Origin of the sequence: Bordetella hinzii LMG 13501 (genome assembly GCF_001548475.1) — a bacterium.
GTDB lineage: Bacteria > Pseudomonadota > Gammaproteobacteria > Burkholderiales > Burkholderiaceae_B > Bordetella > Bordetella hinzii.
This window is the reverse complement of record NZ_LRUJ01000017.1, coordinates 38797-59049: the sequence shown is the minus strand read 5'-3', so window position 1 is coordinate 59049 and position 20253 is coordinate 38797. Positions and strand designations below refer to the sequence as shown.

General features: G+C 67.6%; 20 protein-coding genes. 15 read left to right on the top strand and 5 right to left on the bottom strand.

The genetic code is table 11. From position 1 onward, the window contains the following. Positions 1-36 precede the first annotated feature (36 nt). Together AXA74_RS12995 and AXA74_RS12990 are read right to left on the bottom strand one after the other, a co-directional pair. Positions 37-516: a cupin domain-containing protein gene (locus AXA74_RS12995; RefSeq protein ID WP_029581292.1), complete on the bottom strand. Its 480-nt coding sequence runs from the start codon at positions 514-516 to the stop codon at positions 37-39. A gap of 20 nt (positions 517-536) precedes the next feature. Continuing rightward, a complete protein-coding gene (locus AXA74_RS12990; protein ID WP_029581291.1) occupies positions 537-1424 on the bottom strand; it encodes a LysR family transcriptional regulator in 888 nt (295 codons plus the stop codon). A 119-nt stretch (positions 1425-1543) separates the two neighbouring features. Here AXA74_RS12990 and AXA74_RS12985 point away from each other — a divergent pair, with 119 nt between their 5' ends. The 5 genes from AXA74_RS12985 to AXA74_RS12965 all read left to right on the top strand — a co-directional run bounded on the left by AXA74_RS12985 (position 1544) and on the right by AXA74_RS12965 (position 7214). Further along, entirely contained in the window at positions 1544-2395 is an 852-nt protein-coding gene (locus AXA74_RS12985) for an isocitrate lyase/PEP mutase family protein (RefSeq protein WP_032955859.1), read from the top strand. A 35-nt stretch (positions 2396-2430) separates the two neighbouring features. Then, positions 2431-3396, top strand: coding sequence for a tripartite tricarboxylate transporter substrate binding protein (locus AXA74_RS12980; protein ID WP_029581289.1), 966 nt, complete (start codon positions 2431-2433; stop codon positions 3394-3396). A 94-nt stretch (positions 3397-3490) separates the two neighbouring features. Next, complete coding sequence (locus AXA74_RS12975; protein ID WP_029581288.1) at positions 3491-4990, top strand: ABC transporter substrate-binding protein; 1500 nt, start codon at positions 3491-3493, stop codon at positions 4988-4990. A 14-nt stretch (positions 4991-5004) separates the two neighbouring features. Further along, positions 5005-6801 carry a gamma-glutamyltransferase family protein gene (locus AXA74_RS12970; protein ID WP_185844188.1) on the top strand — a complete coding sequence of 599 codons (1797 nt, stop codon included), beginning with the start codon at positions 5005-5007 and terminating at the stop codon, positions 6799-6801. Positions 6802-6806: 5 nt separating this feature from the next. After that, positions 6807-7214 (top strand): hypothetical protein, encoded by a 408-nt coding sequence (locus AXA74_RS12965; RefSeq protein ID WP_029581286.1) that lies wholly within the window; start codon positions 6807-6809, stop codon positions 7212-7214. Positions 7215-7281: 67 nt separating this feature from the next. Here AXA74_RS12965 and AXA74_RS12960 read toward each other — a convergent pair whose 3' ends face one another. The 3 genes from AXA74_RS12960 to AXA74_RS12950 all read right to left on the bottom strand — a co-directional run bounded on the left by AXA74_RS12960 (position 7282) and on the right by AXA74_RS12950 (position 11560). Then, a complete protein-coding gene (locus AXA74_RS12960) occupies positions 7282-7842 on the bottom strand; it encodes a MarR family winged helix-turn-helix transcriptional regulator (RefSeq protein WP_029581285.1) in 561 nt (186 codons plus the stop codon). A 35-nt stretch (positions 7843-7877) separates the two neighbouring features. Continuing rightward, positions 7878-9569 carry a collagen-like triple helix repeat-containing protein gene (locus AXA74_RS12955; RefSeq protein ID WP_032955864.1) on the bottom strand — a complete coding sequence of 564 codons (1692 nt, stop codon included), beginning with the start codon at positions 9567-9569 and terminating at the stop codon, positions 7878-7880. 290 nt (positions 9570-9859) lie between these two features. Beyond that, positions 9860-11560, bottom strand: a complete 1701-nt coding sequence (locus AXA74_RS12950) for a ShlB/FhaC/HecB family hemolysin secretion/activation protein (RefSeq protein ID WP_032977705.1) — start codon at positions 11558-11560, stop codon at positions 9860-9862. 434 nt (positions 11561-11994) lie between these two features. Between AXA74_RS12950 and AXA74_RS12945 the strand changes: the two genes are divergently transcribed. The 10 genes from AXA74_RS12945 to AXA74_RS12900 all read left to right on the top strand — a co-directional run bounded on the left by AXA74_RS12945 (position 11995) and on the right by AXA74_RS12900 (position 20178). Further along, positions 11995-12804: an MHYT domain-containing protein gene (locus AXA74_RS12945; protein ID WP_032977708.1), complete on the top strand. Its 810-nt coding sequence runs from the start codon at positions 11995-11997 to the stop codon at positions 12802-12804. Between the two features lie 140 nt (positions 12805-12944). Continuing rightward, positions 12945-13151, top strand: coding sequence for a Flp family type IVb pilin (locus AXA74_RS12940; protein ID WP_032977711.1), 207 nt, complete (start codon positions 12945-12947; stop codon positions 13149-13151). A 117-nt stretch (positions 13152-13268) separates the two neighbouring features. Next, positions 13269-13781 (top strand): A24 family peptidase, encoded by a 513-nt coding sequence (locus AXA74_RS24560; protein WP_158333021.1) that lies wholly within the window; start codon positions 13269-13271, stop codon positions 13779-13781. Next, the gene (locus AXA74_RS12930; RefSeq protein ID WP_185843321.1) at positions 13742-14167 is read left to right on the top strand and encodes a TadE/TadG family type IV pilus assembly protein; all 426 of its coding nucleotides are present in this window, start codon (positions 13742-13744) and stop codon (positions 14165-14167) included. Before AXA74_RS24560 ends, AXA74_RS12930 begins: the two co-directional genes overlap by 40 nt. A gap of 1 nt (position 14168) precedes the next feature. Next, positions 14169-14624: a TadE family protein gene (locus tag AXA74_RS12925; RefSeq protein WP_032955870.1), complete on the top strand. Its 456-nt coding sequence runs from the start codon at positions 14169-14171 to the stop codon at positions 14622-14624. After that, positions 14621-15559 carry a Flp pilus assembly protein CpaB gene (cpaB, locus tag AXA74_RS24555; protein ID WP_032955871.1) on the top strand — a complete coding sequence of 313 codons (939 nt, stop codon included), beginning with the start codon at positions 14621-14623 and terminating at the stop codon, positions 15557-15559. The genes AXA74_RS12925 and cpaB overlap by 4 nt, the downstream gene beginning before the upstream one ends. Before the next feature lie 74 nt (positions 15560-15633). Beyond that, positions 15634-16935: a type II and III secretion system protein family protein gene (locus AXA74_RS24550; RefSeq protein ID WP_029581276.1), complete on the top strand. Its 1302-nt coding sequence runs from the start codon at positions 15634-15636 to the stop codon at positions 16933-16935. Beyond that, positions 16932-18272, top strand: coding sequence for a P-loop NTPase family protein (locus tag AXA74_RS12910; RefSeq protein ID WP_032977718.1), 1341 nt, complete (start codon positions 16932-16934; stop codon positions 18270-18272). Before AXA74_RS24550 ends, AXA74_RS12910 begins: the two co-directional genes overlap by 4 nt. Positions 18273-18286: 14 nt before the next feature. Then, positions 18287-19651 carry a CpaF family protein gene (locus AXA74_RS12905; protein ID WP_029581274.1) on the top strand — a complete coding sequence of 455 codons (1365 nt, stop codon included), beginning with the start codon at positions 18287-18289 and terminating at the stop codon, positions 19649-19651. Next, positions 19648-20178 carry a hypothetical protein gene (locus AXA74_RS12900; RefSeq protein WP_232019812.1) on the top strand — a complete coding sequence of 177 codons (531 nt, stop codon included), beginning with the start codon at positions 19648-19650 and terminating at the stop codon, positions 20176-20178. Before AXA74_RS12905 ends, AXA74_RS12900 begins: the two co-directional genes overlap by 4 nt. Positions 20179-20253: the final 75 nt, after the last annotated feature.

Here is a 20253-nt window from a genome sequence, read left to right as displayed (position 1 = left end):
GCGGGGCCATGCGGCCGGCCGGCGCCTGGCGCCTGCTCAGCGGCCCGGCCCCAGCCGGCGGACCAGCGCCTCGTGCGCGGCGTATGCCCGCAGCAGCGCCGCGGTGTCGGCCAGTTCGAATTCGCTGAATTCAAAGCCCGGCGCGACCGTGCAGCCCACCAGCGCATAGCCGTCGGGATCGGCCAGTTCGGCGCCGAACCAATTGCCCGCGCGCACCACGGCCTGGAACGCGCCCGACGTGGGGCCCAGGCGGTGCGTCACGAGGCCGCCCTGGGCTTGCAGCTCGTGCACCCGCAATTCGCCGCCGGCATAGAAATGCCAGATCTCATCCGATTGGATGCGGTGCCAGGCGGAATACGCGCCATTGCACAGCAGGTAGTAGATCGCCGTGCCGGCCGCGCGGCGGGCGCCGTCGCCACGCCGCACGGTTTCGGCGGCACGGTAGGTCTCGCGGTAATAGCCGCCTTCGGGGTGGGGGATGAGCGCCAGGCGGCGCACGATGTCTTCAGCGTTCATGGGACGGTATCCGCCAGACCTTATTCTGCCTCGATATCGAGCAGGCGCAAGAGATTGTCCACGACCGCCGAGCGCCGGCCATTGCGGATGGCCAGGCCCAGCACCGCGCGCGGCCAGTCCAGTTCCAGCGGCAGGTAGCGGATGCCCCGGGCGCGCATATGCCGCATGGAGGCCGGCACGACGGCCACGCCGATGCCGGCGGCCACCAGGTTGACGGCCGATGACAGCTGCGGCGCGCGCTGCCGGATGACGGGATTGAAGCCGTGGCGGCGGCAGGCGGCGATGATGTCGGCCGACAGGCCATAGCCCGATTTGCGCGAGTAGTCGATGAAGCGCTCATGGCGCAGGTCGGCCAGCGTGATGCGCTTGTGCCCGGCAAGGGCGTGCCCGGCGGGCAGGGCGGCGATCAGGGTCTCCTCGGCCAGCGGCAGGTAGCGGATCGAGCCGGACAGGGCAAAGGGCGGGCGCACGAAAGCGGCGTCCAGGTCGCCGGCGGTCACGCGCTTGACGAGGGTTTCGCTCTGGCTTTCATCCAGGCGCAGCTCCACGTCGGGATGGCGCTGCTGGTAGCCGCTGATGGCATGGGTGACCGTGTCATTGAAAGAGGCCGATTCGGTAAACCCCAGCCGCAGCACGCCGACCTCGCCGCGGGCGGCGCGCCGGGCGATATCGCCGGCCTCGGCCACGCGCGCCAGGATGTCCTCGGCGCAAGGCAGGAAGGCGCGGCCCGCGTCGCTCAAGGCCACGCCCCGGCCCACGCGGTCAAACAGCGGCGTGCCGATTTCGCGTTCCAGTTCGCGGATCTGCTGGCTCAGGGGCGGTTGCGCCATGCCCAGCAATTCGGCCGCCCGGGTGAAATGCTGCGTCTGCGCCGTTACCACGAAGTACCGCAAATGCCTCAACTCCATCGCCTGAATCCATACTTTAAAGGTACTGGTAAGTCATTTTTCATATATTAGACATTTGGATCGAATCTGACCATCATGGCGACCCCTGGGGCCGCGGCCCGCTTGCAAGGAGTTTGCTGATGAAACCCACCCAAAAACTGCGCCAGGCCCTGTCGGCCGGCAAGACCCTGGTGGCGCCTGGCGCCTATGACGGCATGTCGGCCCGGCTGGTCGCGATGGCCGGCTTCGAGGCCGTCTACGCCAGCGGCGGCGCCATCGCGCGCGCCGCCGGCTATCCTGACCTGGGCATCCTGAGCTTTACCGAAGTGCTGGACCGCATCGAGAAAATCGTCGAGGCCAGCGGCCTGCCCGTGGTGGCCGACGCCGATACCGGTTTCGGCGGCTCGGCCAATGTGGAGCGCACCGTGCGCGCCTTCGAGCGGGCGGGCGTGGCGGGTTTCCACATCGAAGACCAGTCTTTCCCCAAGCGTTGCGGCCACCTCGATGACAAGAGCCTGGTGGATGCCGACGAGATGTGCCTGAAGATCCGCATCGCGCGCCAGGCCCTGAGCGATCCGGACTGCCTGGTGATCGCGCGCACCGACGCGATTGCCGTGGAAGGCTTCGAGGCCGCCATCGCCCGCGCCGAGCGTTATGTCCAGGCCGGCGCCGACATGATCTTCGTCGAGGCGCCCGAAACCCTCGAACAGATCCGCGAGATCGCTCGCCGCCTGCCCGGCCCCAAGCTCATCAATATGTTCTACGGCGGCAAGACCCCGCTGGTGCCGATCGACGAACTCTCGGCCCTGGGATATCAGCTCGCCATCATTCCTTCGGATCTGCAGCGCGCCGCCATTCATGCCATGCAGAAGACGCTCGCCCAGATCCGTGCAACCGGCGATTCCAGCGCGTTGGCCGAGGAGCTCACCAGCTTCAAGGAACGCGAGGAAATCGTGCAAACGCGCCGCTATCTGGCGCTGGACGCGCTATAGCCCGCGCGTCCTTGTTTTTTAGAGGAGACACTCCTATGAAACCTTCGTTCAAGGCCGCCGCCGCGCTGGCCCTGGCCAGCCTGGCCTTCGGCGCGCAGGCCGCGGACTGGCCCGCCCATCCGATCACCTTCGTCGCCCCGTTCTCGGCTGGCGGCGCCAATGACCTGGTGGCCCGCATCATCGCCAAGGCGGTGGGCGCCGAACTCAAGCAGAACATCATCGTCGAGAACCGGCCCGGCGCCGGCGGCGTGGTCGGCTCGGCCCACGTCGCCCGCAGCGCCGCCGACGGCTATACCTATCTGGTCGGCAGCAACGGCACCGTCACCAACAGCCTGATCCGCTCCGACCAGCCCTACAAGGACGAGGAGCTCACGCCGGTGGCCCTGTTGTCGGTCACGCCCTCGGTCATCGTCACCAGTCCCGACAATCCCGCCAAGGACCTGAAGGAATTCGTCGAGAACGCGCGCGCCAAGAAGACCGACCGTATTACCTTCTCGACCGCCGGCAATGGCAGCACGCCGCATTTCGTGGCCGTGATGATGAAAGAGGCCACCGGCCTGCCGGTCGAGCCGATCTCGTACAAGAGCGGTTCGGAAGGTGTGACCGCCGTGGTCGGCAAGCAGGTCGACGCCACCTCCGAGGCCAGCATCGTCACGCTGCCCCTGGTGAAGTCGGGCAAGCTCAAGGCCCTGGCGACCACGCTGGACAAGCGCATGGCCAGCGCGCCGGACATCCCGACGACCAAGGAAGCCGGCTTTCCCAGCATCCTGATCGGCCACTGGGCCGGCCTGTACGCGCCGACCGGCACGCCGGCCGACGTGATGGACAAGATGAACGCCGCCGTCAACCGGGCGCTGCAGACCAAGGAGGTGCAGGACGCGCTCAAGCAGAGCAGCATCGAGCCGGGCGGCGGCAGCCGCGCCGAGTTCACCACCTTTGCGACCAACGAGCGCGCGCGCCTGGCCGAGGTGGTCAAACAAGGCCATATGCGCGGCGATTAAAGCTGTTCTCGCGCTGCAAAACGCCGGGGGCCGCCCCGGCGTTTTTTCTGGCCCCAAGAGTAGAATGGCCGGCATTCTTCTTTGGGGAGCCTTCATGTCCAAACTCCGTTTCGCCTTGGCCGTCGCCGGCCTGGCCGCCACCACCGCCGTCTCGGCGCAGACCCTGCGAGTCGGGCTGCAGGATGATCCCGACGTGCTGGATCCCGCCCGCGCGCGCACCTTCGTGGGCCGCATCGTATTCGCCTCGCTGTGCGACCGCCTGGTGGACATCACGCCCGACCTGAAATTCGTGCCCCAGCTGGCCGAATCCTGGTCCACCTCCGAAGACGGCAAATCGCTGACCTTCAAGCTGCGCAAGGGCGCCGTCTACCACGACGGCACGCCCATCGATGCGGCCTCGGTCAAGGCCAATCTCGAGCGCGCCATGACCCTGCCCGACAGCAACCGCAAGAGCGAGCTGTCTTCGGTGGGCAGCGTGGAAGCGCCCGATGCCCAGACTGTCGTGCTGCGCCTGAAAGAGGCCGACGCCTCGCTGCTGTCGCAACTTTCCGACCGTGCCGGCATGATGATTTCGCCGGCCACCTTCGACAAGGATCCCGGCAGCAAGCCGGTCTGCTCCGGCCCCTACCGCTTCAAGGAGCGCGTGCAGAACGATCGCATCGTGCTCGAGAAATTCCCGCAATACTGGGATGCGGCCAGCTACCACTTCGAGCAGGTGGTCTTCACGCCCATTCCGGACTCCACCGTGCGCCTGAACAACCTGCGCGCCGGCGGCCTGGACATCGTCGAGCGCATCGCGCCCACCGACGCCGACGCGGTCAAGAACGATGCCAAGCTGACCCTGGCGCCGGTCACCGGGCTGGGCTTCCAGTCCATCGCCGTGAATATCGCCAACGGCGCGCGCGCCGACACGCCCCTGGCCAAGGACGCGCGCGTGCGCCAGGCGCTGGATCTGGCCATCGACCGCGATGTCATCAACCAGGTCGTGGGCCAGGGCATGTTCCAGCCGGCCCACCAGCCCTTCCCGCCGGCCAGCTTTGCCTACGACAAGAGCGTCGAGCACCAGGGGCGCGATCCCAAGAAGGCCCAGGCCCTGCTCAAGGCCGCCGGCCTGGACCGCGTGAAGTTCGAGCTCACCTATGGCAACAACACCACCATGCAGCAGGTGATGGAGCTGATCCAGGCCATGGGCGCCGAAGCCGGCTTCGACATCACCCTGCGTCCGCTGGAGTTCGCCGCCGTCCAGGCCGCGCTGGCGCGCGGCGACTTCCAGGTCGGGCAGACCGGCTGGTCCGGCCGGGTCGATCCGAGCGGCAACATCCATCAATACGTCAGCTGCAAGGGCAACCTGAACGACGGCCGCTTTTGCGATGCCGAGATCGACAAGTGGCTCAATGAGGCCCGTTCGATCGCCGACGAAGGCAAGCGCCGCGCGCTCTACAGCCAGGTGCTGCAGAAGATGACGGCCGAGCGTCCGCAGATCTATCTCTTCTACCTGCCCTGGATCTTCGGCGTGCAGAAGACGATCGACGGCTTTGTCGCCTATCCCGATGGCCTGATCCGCCTGAAGGACGTCAAGGTAGCCAAGAAATGACAATGGACACGCGCATGTTCACCACCCGTCCGGAAATCCTGGGCAGCTTCGGCGTGGTGACTTCCACGCACTGGCTGGCCAGCGCCAGCGGCATGAGCCTGCTGGAGCGCGGCGGCAACGCCTTCGATGCCGCCGTGGCCGCCGGCTTTGTGCTGCAAGTGGTCGAACCCCACCTGGTGGGCCCGGCCGGCGAAGTGCCGGTGCTGTTCCACGCCGCGCGCACGGGCAAGACCGAGGTGCTCTGCGGCCAGGGGCCCACGCCGGCCGGCGCGACGCTGGAGCACTATCGCGGACTGGGGCTGGACCTCATCCCCGGCAACGGCCTGTTGCCGGCCGTGATCCCGGGCGCCTTCGACGCCTGGATGCTGCTGCTGCGCGACCACGGGTCCATGCGCGTGCGCGATGTCCTTGAGCCGGCGATCTTCTACGCCGAGTCCGGCCACGCGCTGATGCCGCGCATCAGCAACACCATCGCCGGCCTGAAGGATTTCTTCCAACAGCATTGGCCGACCACGGCCGAGGTCTACCTGCCCGGCGGACAGGTGCCCGGCGCCGGCAAGCTGTTCCGCAACCCCGCCCTGGCGCGCACCTGGCGCCGGGTGCTGGAGGCGGCCGAGGCCGCGGGCGGTGACCGCGAGCGGCAGATCGACGCGGCGCGCGATGCTTTCTACCGGGGCTTCATCGCCGAGGCCATCGACCGTTTCGCCCGCAAGGAAGTCATGGACGAGAGCGGCCGCGCGCATCGCGGCGTGCTGCGGGCCAGCGACCTGGCCGGCTGGTCGGCCAGCTACGAGGCGCCGCTGACCTACGAGTACGGCGACTATACCGTCGCCAAGGCCGGCGCCTGGAGCCAGGGGCCGGTCTTCCTGCAGACGCTGGCCCTGCTCAAGGGCACGGACCTGGGCGCGATGGGCGCCAACAGCGCCGCCTTCATCCATCGCGTGACCGAAGCCATGAAGCTGGCTTTCGCCGACCGCGAGGTCTATTACGGCGACCCGCGCTTTACCGACGTGCCCCTGGACATCCTGCTCTCCGACGCCTACAACGACGCGCGCCGCGCCCTGATCGGTGAGACCGCCTCGCATGCGCTGCGGCCGGGCCAGGTGCTGGGCTTCGAAGCCCAGCTGGCGCGCGTGATGGACACGCTGTCGCGGCTGTCCAAGGTCACGCCGGTGGGCGCGGCGGGCAGCGAGCCCACCCTGGCCGACATGCGCGCCTCGGTCAAGCGCGGCGATACCACCCATGTGGACGTCATCGACCGCTGGGGCAATATGGTGTCGGCCACGCCCTCGGGCGGCTGGTTCCAGTCTTCGCCCGTCATCCCGGAGCTCGGTTTCGGCCTGAACACGCGGGCCCAGATGTTCTGGCTGGAGCCGGACCTGCCCTGCTCGCTGGCGCCGGGCAAACGGCCGCGCACCACGCTCACTCCCTCGCTGGCGTTGCGCGGCGGCCGGCCTTATATGGTGTTCGGCACGCCGGGCGGCGACCAGCAGGAGCAATGGCAGCTGCTGCTCTTCCTGCGCCACGTTCACCATGGCCTGAATCTGCAGGAGGCCATCGACCTGCCCATGTCGCATACCCAGCATTTCCCGACCTCCTTCTATCCGCGCGACCGCAAGCCGGGCCATCTGGCGCTCGAAGCCAGCTTCGGCGCGGAGGTGATCGATGACCTGCGCGCGCGCGGCCACCAGATCGAGGCGGTCCCGGCCTGGAGCGTGGGCCGCCTGACGGCGGCCGCGCGCGACGCGGACGGCCTCCTGCACGCGGCAGCCACGCCGCGGCTGATGCAGGCCTACGCCATCGGCCGCTAGCCGCCATGGCCGGCCGTCAGCCGCTGTTCGAACCGCCCCGGAAAAAGACGCCCGCGCGCCTGAATTCCCTGGCCTGGGTGTTCGAGCCGCTGGAAGACGAGCCCGGCTATGCGCGGCGCAAGATGTTCGGCTGCGACGCCGCCTATCTGGACGGCCTGCTCTGCCTGGTTGTCGCGGACCGGGCGGAGCCCTGGAATGGCCTGCTGGTCTGCACCTCGCAAGCCCATCATGCCAGCCTCATGGCGCAGATGCCGGCCCTGCGGCCGCATCCCGAACTGGGCAAATGGCTGTATCTGCCGCAAGGCCACGAGGACTTCGAGTCGCTGGCCGCGGCCATCGTCAGGGGCGTGCGCGGGCGCGACGAGCGCATCGGCGTGCCGCCCCGGCCCAGGCGCGCGCGCAAGACGGCGTAGCTGCCCGCCGCCATAAAAAAAGCCGCCCCGCGGCGGCTGTCGGATCCTCTCGCGGGGCGGCCCAGTCTCAGTTTTCCATCACGTCGCGGCCGCTGCGGGCCTGCAGCCACAGCTGCGTGTCGTGACGCAGGCTGCGGACATATTGCAACAGGAAGGCCTGTACCGCGCGCATCTGCTGCGCGTCGAACTGCCGGCTCAGGAAGTGCACCTCCTCCAAGACGGCCTGGCGGGCCTGGACCAGCGCCTTGCAGCGCTCGGCGATGGGACGGATCACGATGATGCGCCGGTCCAGCGGGTGCCGCCCCCGCTGGACGAAGCCCGCGGCCTCCAGGCGGTTGATCAAGGCCGTGGCTCCGCCCCAGCTGATTCCCAGCAGTTGGCCGAGCTGGCCGGTCGGCAAGGCATCCAGCTCCTGCACCAGTTCCAGGGCCTTGAGTTCCGTGATGGACAGGCCGAGTTTTTCGGCGACCGCGGCCTGGTTGGCCGTGGCGTACACCGCCAATTGCTGGCTCAGAATCGCCGCGATGTCGGCGACGGCCCCTGTCTGGGGAACCGCCGGCTCTGCGCCGGCGCCGAACTCGGCGCCGCCGTGGCGTTCTTCTGTGACGATACGGGCTGCTTCGAACATGGCGTTGCTCCGGGAGGGTTGCTCGTTCCGGGGGATTACTTCTTACCGCCCAGTCCGCCCAGCAGTCCGCCGAGCAGACCGCCATTGGCCCCGGCGCCCGTCGTGCCTGCGGCCGTGCCGCCGGCGACCCCGCCAAGCAGTCCGCCGAGCAGGCCGCCGTTGCCGGCGCTGCCGCCCGCGGATCCGGAGCCGGCCGCGCCTATGCCGGCCGCGCCGCCCGTTACCGTGGCGACGGTCGTGGTCACCGTGGTGACGACACCGCCCACCAGGCCGCCGCCGGCGCCGCCGCCGAGCACGCCGCCCAGCAAGCCGCCGTTGGCCGCGCCGTTGGTCGCGCCGTTGGCCGTGCCCGTCACGCCGCCCAGCAAGCCGCCCAGCAGTCCGCCATTGGCCGTGCCGCCCGTCGAGCCGCCGCCCGAAGCGCCGCCGGTCAGGCCGCCCAGCAAACCGCCCAGCAGGCCGGCGTTGCCGCCCGTGCCGCCCACCGCGCCGCCCGTCAGGCCGCCCAGCAATCCGGTCACCGGCGAGAGCAGGCCACCGTTGGCATTACCGCCGGTCACACCGCCCAGCAGGCCGCCGGTGATCGGCGAGAGCAGGCCGCCATTGCCGGACAGGCCCAGGCCGCCGGTCAGCGAGGCGACCGCGCCGGTGGCGTCCTTCAGCACCGCGCCCAGGGGGTTGGGGTTGCCGGCGTCGGCCTTGACCAGGCCGCCGGCGTGCGCCACCGCATTGCCCACGCCTTGCAGCACGCCGTTCAGGCCACCTATCGGCAGGCCGCCGCCGAGGTTTCCGCCGGCGCCGGCGATGGTGCCTCCCACGCTGGTGAGCAGGCCCGAGACCGGCGTGCCCAAAGTGGTCGTGGCGCCCACGGTCTGGGTCAGGTTGGTCACCGTCGCGGCGATGGGCGCCACGGTCGGATCCAGCCCGGCGCCCACCGCGCTCAAGGCCGGCTGCAAGCCCAGCGGCAGCACATTGTCCACGGCCTTGCCGGTATTGTTCAGGGCGGGTTCCAGGAGGGGGCCCTTGGATTGGCCCAGCACGCCGCCGGTCAATCCCGCCACCGTTTGCGTCACGGGCTGCAGCAGTCCGCCATTGCCGGTCAGCCCGGCGGTCAGCGCGCCCACCGCGCCAGTGGCGTTCTTGGCCACGGTGGTCAGGGGATCGGGGTTCTTGGGGTCGGCAACCAGCAGGCCGCCGACGCTGCCCACGGTGTCGCCCAGCCCGCTCACCAGGCCGCCGACGCCGGTGCTCAGGCCGCCGGGCAGGCCGGTGCCGGATAGCGTATCGCCGAGATTGCTGACCGTGCCGCCCACCGAGTTCAACGTGCCGGCGACCGGTTGGCCCAGCCCCGTGGTCCGGCCGACGGTCTGGGTCAGGTTTTCCACGGTGTCGACGATCGGTTTGACCGTCGGATCGAGGGCCTTGCCGACCCCGCCCAGCGCGGCCGAGGTATTCAAGGGCAGGGCATTATCCACGGCAGTGCCCGTGCCGCCCAGCGTGGTCTGCAGCAGACCCGCCGTGGTCGTATTGGACGGCGGGTTGGTGGGCGTGTCTCCACCGCCGCCGCCACCGCCGCCGCCGTCGCCGCCCAGACCCGGGCCGGCGCTGGCGGAACGGTGGCTGCCGCCGCCGCCGCCGCATGCGGTCAGGGCCGCCAACATCACGACACTCATCACGGAAAGCGCAAACCGGGAGGTCTCGCGGCGATTTTGAGTCTTCACTTGCATGATGTGCTCCTTTGGATGGGAAGTCAGGCCGTTTGCCGCCCGATGCCTTTCCATACGCAGGATTCATGCCAAGTTTTTACGGATTATCCCTGATGGCGGGTTTTCCTTCAGGACTGGTTTTTAAAAATACATATATATCAACAACTTGCCAATGAAACAGGAGATTTCACGCAAAATGGAAAGGCCTGCTTTTTGCGAAAGCAGGCCTGTTGTGAATGTTGTTTTTCCACGAAATTCGCCGGGTGTTACGGGGAACGTTACGCCGGACGTTACGTAACGCCCGGCGTTTTTCAAAAGGCGTCGTAGAACAAAGAATAATTGGCGTTGAAGCGAACATCGCGGTCGCGGTCGTTCACGGTGGCTGCGCCGACCGGCTTGGCGATATTGAAATCGAACAGATAATACTTGTCGTCCGTTATACGGAAACCCAGCGCGACCGAGGAGAGGTGCTTGGGGTTGACAGGCTTGAGCGCCGGATTGTTATACCAGCTGCGGGCGTAATCGACCATGACATAGGGCTGCAGGGCCCGCAGGTATTGGTAGCCGATATTGAAGCGCCGGTTGATTTCGGCTGACAGGCCCAGGCCTTTGTCGCCGCTGATCTCGCCTTGCGGATAACCCATGCCGTAGCGCCAGCTGCCGAACGACACCTGCTCTGACGTGGGCAGGATGTCGCTGCTGTACTGTCCGGCGCCGCTGAGCACCAGGCCGAACTGGGCTGGCAGGGTGAAGGCCTGGCGCACGCTCAGGTTCCAGCGTGTGAAGTCCAGGTCGGTGGGGGGCGTCGCCTCGTAGCCATAGTTGCTGGTGACCTTGGCCCGCGCGCCCATGCTGTCAAAGCCCTTGGACACGCTCAAGGTGGCGTCGGTGGAGCGCTCCGGCAGGACGTCCAGGTAGCGCAGCTCCGCCGTGGCGGCCCGCACGCGCGAGTCCTCGCGCAGCCAGTTGTCGGTGTGGCGCTGGTCGTAGCGGTCCTGGGAGTTGGTGGCGTACATGCCCAGCGTGCCCGTAAGCGAACGCCGGTTGTTCAGCAGGATGGGGTAGCTCACCCCGACGCCTATCCTGTCGGTCGTCACCTTGCGGTCGAAACCGAGGTATTGGACGGCGTCATCCTGGGGCCGCGCTTGATAGTGATAGCCGTCGACCTTGACCGACCAGCCGTCGTTGCCTACCGGAACCCGGACCTCGCCGGCGAAGTACTTCACATCATCGGTATTGAGCGGGATGCTCGCCGTCAGGCGGACCTGCTCGCCCAGCGGCGTGAGGCTGTTGGCCCCCACGTTGACGATGGGCTGCATGCCCGTGCCCATATCGGCGATGCCGCCATTGCCGGTGAACTTCTTGCGCGTGGCCTCCAAGCTCAGTTCGGTGGCGCCGCTGGCGCGCTTGGGCAACTCCAGCGCCGGCGTGAACGACACGCCAGGCACGGTGCGCATCAGGTTGAGCACGCGCTCCAGCGTGGCCTGCTTGAGCGGCTTTTCCTGCAATAAAGGCTGGGCCAGGCTTTCCAGCCTTTGCCGGGCATTGCCGATATCGCCGTCGATGCGCACATTCTCGATATAACCCTCGACCACGGTCACCACGACCAGGCCGTTGGCAAAATCCTGGTTTTGCACCAGGGCAAAAGAAAGCGGATAACCACGCTCCCTGTAGAGCACCGTGATTTTGTCGACCTCGGCCACCAGTTGCGCGACGGTTATGTCCTTGCCGGCCAGGGGCGTAAGAAAAGCTGAAACTTCCTCAAAGGGGATAGTCTTGACGCCCGACACATCGAAATGCCGCGGAACAATATGTTGCGCAAGCCGGGCGGCCACTGCCTGTTGTTCCGGCGTGGGCGCGACCGGTGTGGGAGGCGCCGCGGCCGGGGGGCGCTCGATCTGCGGCAGCGCGTCCACGGGGTTGCCCCGCAGGGGGCCGTCGGCCCAGACCGGGGGGATACCCAGCGCGAGACTCAGGGAGACCAGCAAACTGCGAAGGACGGGATGCTTCATCGATGCGGCTTGTCGGGTGGGCGCTCGGGCGCTGGATTATTGTCAGTTCGTTACGGGGTCGATTTTGGTTGCATCTTGCCAGCAAGGCCTCGGGGCAGCAATCCTGCGCAAACCCCAGGAATTTAGATTGCGTTTATTGCACCGCCCGGGCAAGTGCGGAGTCCGCCCTGACATATTTTGCCGTTCTTTTGCGAAAAAATTCCATTTATTGCCAGAATTATGAATATCGGTTGCACTTCTGATGTCGCAATATTACGAATGTTCGGGAAAACCCGGATGTAAAGCGAATGTTAATAGATAAGACTAGATAAACATTTCAAAACAAAAATTTCAGTATTTCTCGGGTGAATCAACACCGCAGTTCTGGTTAACAGGATGCGTGGCAATGATTAGGTTCTTGCTAGTGCTCGTTGCGAATTGACCGCGGAGTTGAAATGAATCCCGGAGACGTGGTTCCGCTTTCGTTCCAGATGGCTTTGGTGACCTTGTCGTTTGTCATCGCCTTTCTGGGAGCATATGTTGCATTAAGTGCGGCGGCCCGGATCCGGTTGAGCGTACAGTTTGGAGATAGTTGGCGGGGATTTGTGGTGGTGGGCGCGGTGGCGATGGGCGGCATCGGCATCTGGGGCATGCATTTCATCGGCATGCAGGCGCAATACCTCCCTTTCGACGTGACCTACAGCCTGGGGCTGACCATATTGAGCGCGCTGGTGGCGATCGGTTTTTCCGCCGCGGCCTTTCTCTATGTGGGGGGCAAACCGTTTTCGCTGATGCGCTGCCTGGTGGCGGGCGTGACGGTGGGGCTGGCGGTCGCGGCGATGCACTACATCGGCATGAGCGCCATACACATGCCCGCCGTCTTTCGCTGGAATCGTTCGCTGGTCGCGCTGTCGGTGCTGATCGCCATTCTCGCCGCCACGGTGGCGATCTGGCTGGCCTTCAATGTGCAGCGCGAGTGGCAGCGGGTGGCCGCCGCCGGCGTGATGGCGGTGGCGATCTGCGGCATGCATTACACGGGAGCCGCCGCCGGCGTGGTGGTATGCCGCGCGGCGCTGGACCCGGCCGAGGCCGGGCTGGTGGGCGGCGCCTCCTTGCCCTATGTGGCCTTCGCCGGGGCCGTGGCGATCCTGATTGCCATGCGTTGGCAGATGCACCGCAGCTACAAGGACTATCAGTTGCGCATGGCGGCGCGAGTCGATGATCTTCTGGGCGGCAACTCGCGCCCCGCGGGACCGACGGCCTGAAAGCCGGCCGGGTAGACAAATGTTGAGAAGTCGTAAGGATTGACCCTCTCCGGGCGCACCCGGGCGGGCAATGGCAGCGCCCGGGTGCCGCGGCGTTTTTTCAACCTGTAGTACCTGTTTTTTTGCTTTCGGAGGTGTCTATGTTTGCGCAACTTTCCTCTTTCTGGCGCGACGAAGACGGCGCGACCGCCATTGAATATGGCCTGATCGCGGGACTGGTCGCAGTGGCGATCATCGGTGGCCTGACCATATTGGCAGACGGCCTGAACAGTCTGTTCGGGCGGATCAATACCGAGTTGACCAGCGTCGCGCCGGCCGGTGGCGGCGGGAACACCAATCCGCAGTAATTCTGCTTCAAGCGACGAAGGCCTGCGGGCCTTCATCGCTGCGGTTTCGTCCGGAGTCTTCGCGTCTTCCGGGCACGTCTCGCCTTGATGCCGTTGATCAACGACGGGAGTCTTACCTTGTTGAAGGAGAATGCGTGGTGGATGGCTTGGCTCGCCTTCAACGCTGCGGTCGCCGTGTACGACCTGGGCTGGCGGCGCGTGCCCAACTGGCTGGTGTCTATCGCCGCCTTGGCCCAGCTTGGCTGGCTGATTTCGCACAGCCTCGCCGGTGCCTGGCCGGCCAGCGGCCCGCGCGGCTGGTTGGACGCGGGATTGCCTTTTGCCATCGGTTTGCTCTTCATCGTGTTCTGGCGCTTGCGTCTCATGGGCGCGGGCGACGTCAAATATCTCGCCGTGCTCGGCCTGTGGCTGGGGCTCATGCCCTGGCTAATGGTGCTGCTGCTGGCGAGTGTCCCGGCGGGCATCCATGCGCTTGGCCAGGCGCTGGCCGTCATGCGCCATCCCCGGCGGGTCCGGCGCGGCGTGCCCTACGCGGGTTACCTCGCCTTGTTCGCGCTCAGTCTGGCGCTTATGCCGTCGAATTCGCCCTGGTGTTCCTGGTGTTCTTCCTGGTTGTCTACGGCATTCTGACCTGGGGCCTGATCTTCGTAGCGCAGCAATCCGTCAATCATGCGGCCCAGGAGGGCGCGCGCATGGCCTTGCAATGGCAGGGCGCCAACGCCATGGCCCCGCGCGCGCTGCATGCCCGCGCCGAGGCGCTGCGCCAGGTCTCCTGGGTGCAGAGCATGGGCAATGCCAATGCCGCGATCGCGGTCTGCGGGGCGAATGGGCTATTGCAGGGCGAGGGCGCCTGCAGCGGCGCCGCCCTGGCTCCCGATCAGATCGAAGTCCTGGTGCGCTACCCCTATCTCGCCGGGCCGCTGGTGCCCGTGCTGCCGGGGGTGCTGCCCTGGCTGCCGACGCAGCTGACCGCGCGCGCCTCGGTGCGGCTCGGCGGCCCCGTGGCGGGAGGCTGACATGCGGCCCACCTGCCATCAGCGCGGCGCGGCGGCCATCGAGTTCGCCATCACCCTGTTGCTCATGCTCATGCTGGTGGTGGCCATTGTCGGCTATGGCGCCTGGTTCTGGGCCCAACAGAAAGTCACCAAGGCGGCGGGCGAGGGCGCCCAGGCCATGCTGCAGACAGGCTTTCGGACGGGCGTGGCCGACCCCGGGGCGGCCTGCGCGGCGGCGCGCCAGGAAGCCTCCTGGATGGCCATCAGCTGCGCCACCCAGGTCCAGCCCTGCGCCTGGACCAACGCCGCGGGCGCCGCGCCGCCTTGCGCGCGCGTGTCGGTTTCCTATCGCGCGGACACCTGGCCGCTGCTGGCCACCATGAATTCCCTGGTCAGCGCCTTTTCTTCCCGCCCCTGGTTCCCCAGCACGCTCAATGCCTGGGCCGTTGTGCAGATTCCGCAGGATGTGACGCCATGAACAGTCTGACCAAAGTCGCCGCCGTGTTCTTCCTCCTGGTGGCCCTGGTGCTGGGGTATCTCGCGGTCCGCCTGGCGATGCGCGATGCGCCGCCGCCGCCGTCGCAGCCGCTGGCGCAGAGCGCGCCGCAGGAGGCCGAAGTCAGGGTCCCCGTGGTGGTGGCGAAAGAAAACATTGACGCCGGCACCCGCTTGAGCGAGACCATGCTCGCGGTCGAGCAGTGGAAAGTCGCGCCGGAGGTGGCCGTGGCGGACCCCGGCCTCGTGGCGGGCCGTGTCCTGCGCGAGAAAGTGGTGGCCGGCCAGCCCGTCGGGCCCTATGTATTGGCCATCGGCCTGGCCTCGCACCTGGAGCCGGGCGAGCGCGCCGTCACGATCGCCGTCGACGAGATCGCCGGCGCGCAGAACCGCATCCGGCCGGGCGACCTGATCGATGTCTTCATGCTGATGGAGCGCGGCGCCGAGGTGCAGGGCTCGCAGATGCGGCTGCTGCAATCGCGCGTCAAGGTGCTGGCCTATGGCCGGGATTCGGTCGACGGTCCCGCCGAGTCCGAACGCGCGGCGGGCGCGGGCACTGGCAACCCGGCGCCGGTGGCGCGCAACGCCATGCTGGCCGTGCCCGTGGCCAAGGTCAACGAGCTCTTGCTGGCCGCGCGTGCCGGCAAGCTGCAGCTGGTGTTGCGGTCGCCCGCCGATGATGCCGTCCCCGATCCCAGCCTGTTCCCGGCCCGCGCGCCGGTGCTGGCCACGCGCGCCAACCTGACGCCGGAGCAGAAAGCGGCCGCGCAGGAGGGGGTGAACCTGGCTTTCGCCGGCGACGGCCTGACCCAATTGGCCGGACCGACGCCGTCGCCGCCCGCGCGGCCGCAGGCTTCGGGCGGGGGGCGCAGCGTCGAGGTGCTGCGCGGCTCGACGCTGCAGAACGTGGCCTATTGACGACCGTTTTTCCAGACCTTCACGTGAAAACGCGCATGACTACCGTACGCACCGCAGGAAAATGGACGCTGCTCATGGCCGTGCTGGCCCTGTCGCCGGCGCTGTCCGTCCAAGCCCAGCAGGCGCCGGCTTCGGCCGCCGCCAGTCCTGCCGCCCCGGGCGAGATCGTGGTGGCGGTCAAGGGCCAGGAGCCCCTGCGGCTGGCGTCGCCGCCTTCGCGCATCGCCGTGGCCGACCCCGAGGTCGCCGACGTCAAGGTGCTCCCCGCCGGGCCGAACCGGGCCGGCGAAGTCATCATCATCGGCCGCAAGGCCGGCACCACCGAGCTGCGCATCTGGGCGCGCGGGCAGCGCGATCCCCAGCTCTGGGTGGTGCGCGTGGCCACCGATGTGCAGGCGGCCCTGGCCACGCGCGGCGTGCAGCCAGGCGCCTTCGTGGACATGGCCGGCGGCACCGGCCTGGTCAGCGGCGTGGCGCCCTCGGCCGAAGCGCATCGCGGCGCCGTCGAGGCCGCCGGCGGCGACAAGAATGTGGTGGATGTCTCGCAGATCAATACCAGCGGGGTGGTCCAGGTCGAGGTCAAGGTGGTCGAGGTGTCGCGCACGGTCATGAAGGATATCGGCGTGAGCTTCAATGCCGGCGGTTCGCGCTTCAGCGGCGGGGTGAACCTGCTGCCCAGCCTGGCGGGCGGTTTCATGGGGTCCATCAGCTACAGCAGCCGCGATTTCAACGCCACGCTGCAACTGCTGCAAAGCAATGGCCTGGCGCGCGTGCTGGCCGAACCCACGCTGCTGGCCCTGTCCGGACAGAGCGCCAGCTTCCTGGCCGGCGGTGAAATCCCCGTGCCGGAGTCGGGCGGGCTGGGCACGCAGAACGTGGTCTACAAGCCCTTCGGTATCGGCCTGACCGTCTCGCCCACCGTCATCTCGCGCGAGCGTATCGCGCTGAAGGTCGCGCCCGAGGCCAGCGAGCTGGACTACGCCAACGGCACGACCATCGTGAACTCGAACAACTCGACCACCATCATCCCGGCCCTGCGCACGCGGCGGGCCGACACCATGGTCGAGCTGGGCGACGGCGAGAGCTTCCTGATCAGCGGTCTGGTGTCGCGCCAGACCAAGGCCAACGTCAGCAAGATCCCGCTGCTGGGCGACTTGCCCATCATCGGCTCATTCTTCCGCAATGTGCAGTACTCGCAAGAGGACAACGAACTGGTCATCGTCGTCACCCCTCGTCTGGTCCGGCCCATCGCGCGCGGCGTCACTCTGCCGCTACCCGGCGCGCGCCAGGAAGTGACCGACTCCGGCTTCAATGCCTGGGGGTATTACCTGCTGGGCCCCATGGGAGGCCAGCAAATGCCGGGTTTCTCACAGTGAACGATATGAAGACTCACGCCCGAGAATGGGTTGGCCTGGACAAGGCCAATTGCTTCCTGTTCTGCTCAAGCGACAACGGCGTGGCGCAGCAACTGGGACAGGCCGTGGGCGACCTCGGCCTGCTGACCCAGGAATCGCCCGCGTTGGACGTGCTCGCCCAGCGCCTGGCGGAAATCAATCCGCAGGTCGTGTTTCTCGACTTCACGGGCGGCCAGGCCGATCCGGGAAAACTGCTGATCGCCGCCGACCTGGCCCGGGTGCTCATGCGCGTGGCGCCCTCGTTGCCGCGGGTGGCGGTGGGCTATCTCTCGCAGCCCGACGGCGCCATCGCGGCACTGCGCGCCGGCGTGAGCGATTTCGTCGATCCTTCCGTCTCGCCCGACGAGGTCAGGGCGGTGGTGCAGCGGCTGATCGCCGACCGCCGCCAGGCCGATGGCAATGGTGGCTCGCATCGCAGCGTGCTGGTGCTGGGCGCGCGCCCGGGCGTGGGCGCCAGCACCCTGGCCGTGCATGTCGCCGGCCTGGCGCAGCAGCATCTGGCGCAGGTCGCGCTGGCGCGCCAGAACGCCCAGGGCGCGCGCTCGCAGGCCAAAAGCGAGCTGATGGCCGCGCAACTGCCGCTCAATGAGCGGGTCTGCGTGCTGGACCTGGGCTGGCCCATCGGCGATTGCCTGCTTTATCTCAACATCAACAGCGACTTCGATTTCGCCGAGGCGGTGCGCAATCTGCGCCGCCTGGACGGCACCTTGCTCAGCTCGGCCATGGCCCACACGCCGGCGGGCGTCAGCGCCATGGCGCTGCCGCGCGACGTGGCCCAGGTGCGCGCCCTTTCGCCGTCCGATTCGCTGTCGCTGTTCGAACGCCTGCGCCAGCACTATGGCTTCCTGGTCACCGACGCGGGCGGCTTCTCCCATCCCGAGTTCGTCGCCAAGCTGGCGCGCAGCTCCCAGGATATCTGGCTGGTGACCGACCAGAGCGTGAGTTCGCTGGTGTCGCTGGCCGGCGTGCTGCGGGAGCTAGAACAGCAGCATGTGCAGCGCGATGCCATCAAGCTGGTGGTCAACCGCTACGACGAGCGCTACGGCATGACCGCGCTGCAGATCGCCGAGCGCTTCGGGCTGGCGCTGGCCGGCACCCTGCCGGACCGCACGCTGCCGCTGATGCTGTGCACCAACCAGGGTCGCCTGCTCTATCAACAGGCCGGGCGCGATATCTATGTGAAGGCGGTGCAGGGCCTGGTCGACCGCATGCTGGCCGAACGCATGGCGCCCGGCACGCGCCAAGGCTGGCTGGCGGCCTGGCTGCCCGGGGTTCACAAGCGCATGATGCTGTACTGAAGGAATCGCCCACCATGATCATGTCGGCATCGATGGAGTTCGGCAGCGGCCAGGAGCCGGACGAGTTCGCCAGCTCGCAGCGTTTCCAGGACGTCAAGAGCCAGGCTTACGAGCACCTGCTCTCGCGCATCGAGGAGCTGGGGGCCGAGTTCGGCCGCTGGACGCGCGCGGCGATCCAGGAGTTCGTGGAGATCGAGGTCGCCAGCTTCGCGCGCATGCGGCGGCTGGCGGTCAACGAGGCCGAGCTGGCTCACATCAGCAGCTCGCTGACCAAGGAGCTGGCCGGCCTGGGGCCGCTGGAAGACCTGCTGGCCGATCCCGCGGTCGAGGACGTGCTGATCAATGGCTACAACAACGTTTTCGTGTCGCGCCGCGGGGTGCTGGCGCGCGAGAACCTGCGCTTCACGGACAACCAGCATGTGCTGCGCATCGTGCGGCGCATCCTGGCGCCGCTGGGCCGGCGGCTGGACGAGTCCAGCCCCATGGTGGACGCGCGGCTGCCCGACGGCGGCCGCCTGAACGTTGTGATCGAGCCGTTGGCCGTCGACGGGCCCATGGTGTCCATCCGCAAGTTCCGCCAGGATCCGCTCAAGCCGACCGATCTCCTGGTGCTGGGGACGTTCAACGAGGAAATCCATCGCCTTCTGAACCTGGCGGTCAAGCATCGCTGCAACGTGCTGGTTTCGGGCGGGACGAGCTCGGGCAAGACCTCGCTGCTCAACGCGCTGGCCTTCTTCATTCCGGAGAGCGAGCGCGTCGTGACGGTCGAAGACACCGCCGAGCTGTCGCTCAACCACCCGCACGTGGTGCGGCTGGAGTCGCGCCAAGGCGGTTTTGACGGCGGGGGAGCGATCACCATCCGCGACCTGATCCGCAACAGCCTGCGGATGCGGCCCGACCGGGTGGTGGTGGGCGAAGTGCGCGGCGCCGAGGTCATGGACATGCTGCAGGCCATGAACACCGGGCACGAAGGCTCCATGGCCACCATCCATGCCAATTCCCCGCGCGAATGTCTGTACCGGATCGAAATGCTGGCGGGCTTCGCCGGCTTCCAGGGCAGCGAAGACAGCCTGCGGCGCCAGATCGCCAGCGCGCTGGATTTCATCGTCCAGATCGGCCGCCTGCCCAATGGCAAGCGGCGCGTCATCTCGGTGACCGAGGTCACCGGCATGGGCGACAACGTCATCGCCACGCAGGAGCTCTATCGTTACGAGTCTTATGTGACGCCGGACGGCGAAGACAAGGACAACTGGGTGAGCCTGGGTATCAATCCCCATACACCCAAGCTGGCGCGCGCCTGGACCGAGATGCGCGCCTCGCTGGCGCCGGACGACCCCGAACCCGCGGGCGGCGGCGGCTTCTGGGGCAGACGGCGATGACGGCGGCCCTGGCCCTGTTGGGCGCGGCCCTGCTGATGGCGGCCGTGGCCTTTGTGCTGCTGCGCCGCGCCAGCGTGGGGGCGCGGCGCACGGCCAGCTCGGCTTTCCTGGCCTCGCGGCTGGATCCTGCGGCCGGGCAGGGCGCGGCCGACCGGCTGCTGCGCCCCATCCGCATGGGCGGCAACGCCTGGGCACGCATGCTCCTGCTGGCCGGCGAACGTTCGGACGGCAGGCTGTACGCCGTTTTGCTGCTGCCGCCGCTTGTGGCCGGCGGGCTGGGCGGGATGTTCGGCGGCCCGGCGTCGGCCGTGGCGGCCTTTGCCCTGCTTTTGCTGCTGGGTTTCTTCCGTCTCTGGCGCAAGGCCGACAAGCGGCGGCGCCGCATGGTCAACCAGCTGCCCGGCTTTCTGGATGGCGTGGTGCGGCTCATCACCATAGGCAACAGCGTCAACGCGGCCTTCCAGGGCGCGCTCACGGCGGCTGTGAGGGGACAAGAGGATTGCGACAACCGGGTCTATGTGGGTTGAGGCGGGTTGCTGCGGGATGAGGCCCAGAAAAACAACGACTTAGAGGGCTTACGGGTCGCGGGCAACACGGGCGCG

Bases quoted from the DNA above. Each gene is read 5' to 3' on its own strand.
- AXA74_RS12970 (WP_185844188.1), top strand. From the start codon at position 5,005: ATGTTCACCACCCGTCCGGAAATCCTGGGCAGCTTCGGCGTGGTGACT.
- AXA74_RS12955 (WP_032955864.1), bottom strand. From the start codon at position 9,569: ATGCAAGTGAAGACTCAAAATCGCCGCGAGACCTCCCGGTTTGCGCTT.
- AXA74_RS12965 (WP_029581286.1), top strand. From the start codon at position 6,807: ATGGCCGGCCGTCAGCCGCTGTTCGAACCGCCCCGGAAAAAGACGCCC.
- cpaB (WP_032955871.1), top strand. From the start codon at position 14,621: ATGAACAGTCTGACCAAAGTCGCCGCCGTGTTCTTCCTCCTGGTGGCC.
- AXA74_RS12980 (WP_029581289.1), top strand. From the start codon at position 2,431: ATGAAACCTTCGTTCAAGGCCGCCGCCGCGCTGGCCCTGGCCAGCCTG.
- AXA74_RS24550 (WP_029581276.1), top strand. From the start codon at position 15,634: ATGGCCGTGCTGGCCCTGTCGCCGGCGCTGTCCGTCCAAGCCCAGCAG.
- AXA74_RS12990 (WP_029581291.1), bottom strand. From the start codon at position 1,424: ATGGAGTTGAGGCATTTGCGGTACTTCGTGGTAACGGCGCAGACGCAG.
- AXA74_RS12995 (WP_029581292.1), bottom strand. From the start codon at position 516: ATGAACGCTGAAGACATCGTGCGCCGCCTGGCGCTCATCCCCCACCCC.
- AXA74_RS12950 (WP_032977705.1), bottom strand. From the start codon at position 11,560: ATGAAGCATCCCGTCCTTCGCAGTTTGCTGGTCTCCCTGAGTCTCGCG.
- AXA74_RS12905 (WP_029581274.1), top strand. From the start codon at position 18,287: ATGATCATGTCGGCATCGATGGAGTTCGGCAGCGGCCAGGAGCCGGAC.
- AXA74_RS12985 (WP_032955859.1), top strand. From the start codon at position 1,544: ATGAAACCCACCCAAAAACTGCGCCAGGCCCTGTCGGCCGGCAAGACC.
- AXA74_RS12940 (WP_032977711.1), top strand. From the start codon at position 12,945: ATGTTTGCGCAACTTTCCTCTTTCTGGCGCGACGAAGACGGCGCGACC.
- AXA74_RS12925 (WP_032955870.1), top strand. From the start codon at position 14,169: ATGCGGCCCACCTGCCATCAGCGCGGCGCGGCGGCCATCGAGTTCGCC.
- AXA74_RS12960 (WP_029581285.1), bottom strand. From the start codon at position 7,842: ATGTTCGAAGCAGCCCGTATCGTCACAGAAGAACGCCACGGCGGCGCC.
- AXA74_RS12900 (WP_232019812.1), top strand. From the start codon at position 19,648: ATGACGGCGGCCCTGGCCCTGTTGGGCGCGGCCCTGCTGATGGCGGCC.
- AXA74_RS12975 (WP_029581288.1), top strand. From the start codon at position 3,491: ATGTCCAAACTCCGTTTCGCCTTGGCCGTCGCCGGCCTGGCCGCCACC.
- AXA74_RS12945 (WP_032977708.1), top strand. From the start codon at position 11,995: ATGAATCCCGGAGACGTGGTTCCGCTTTCGTTCCAGATGGCTTTGGTG.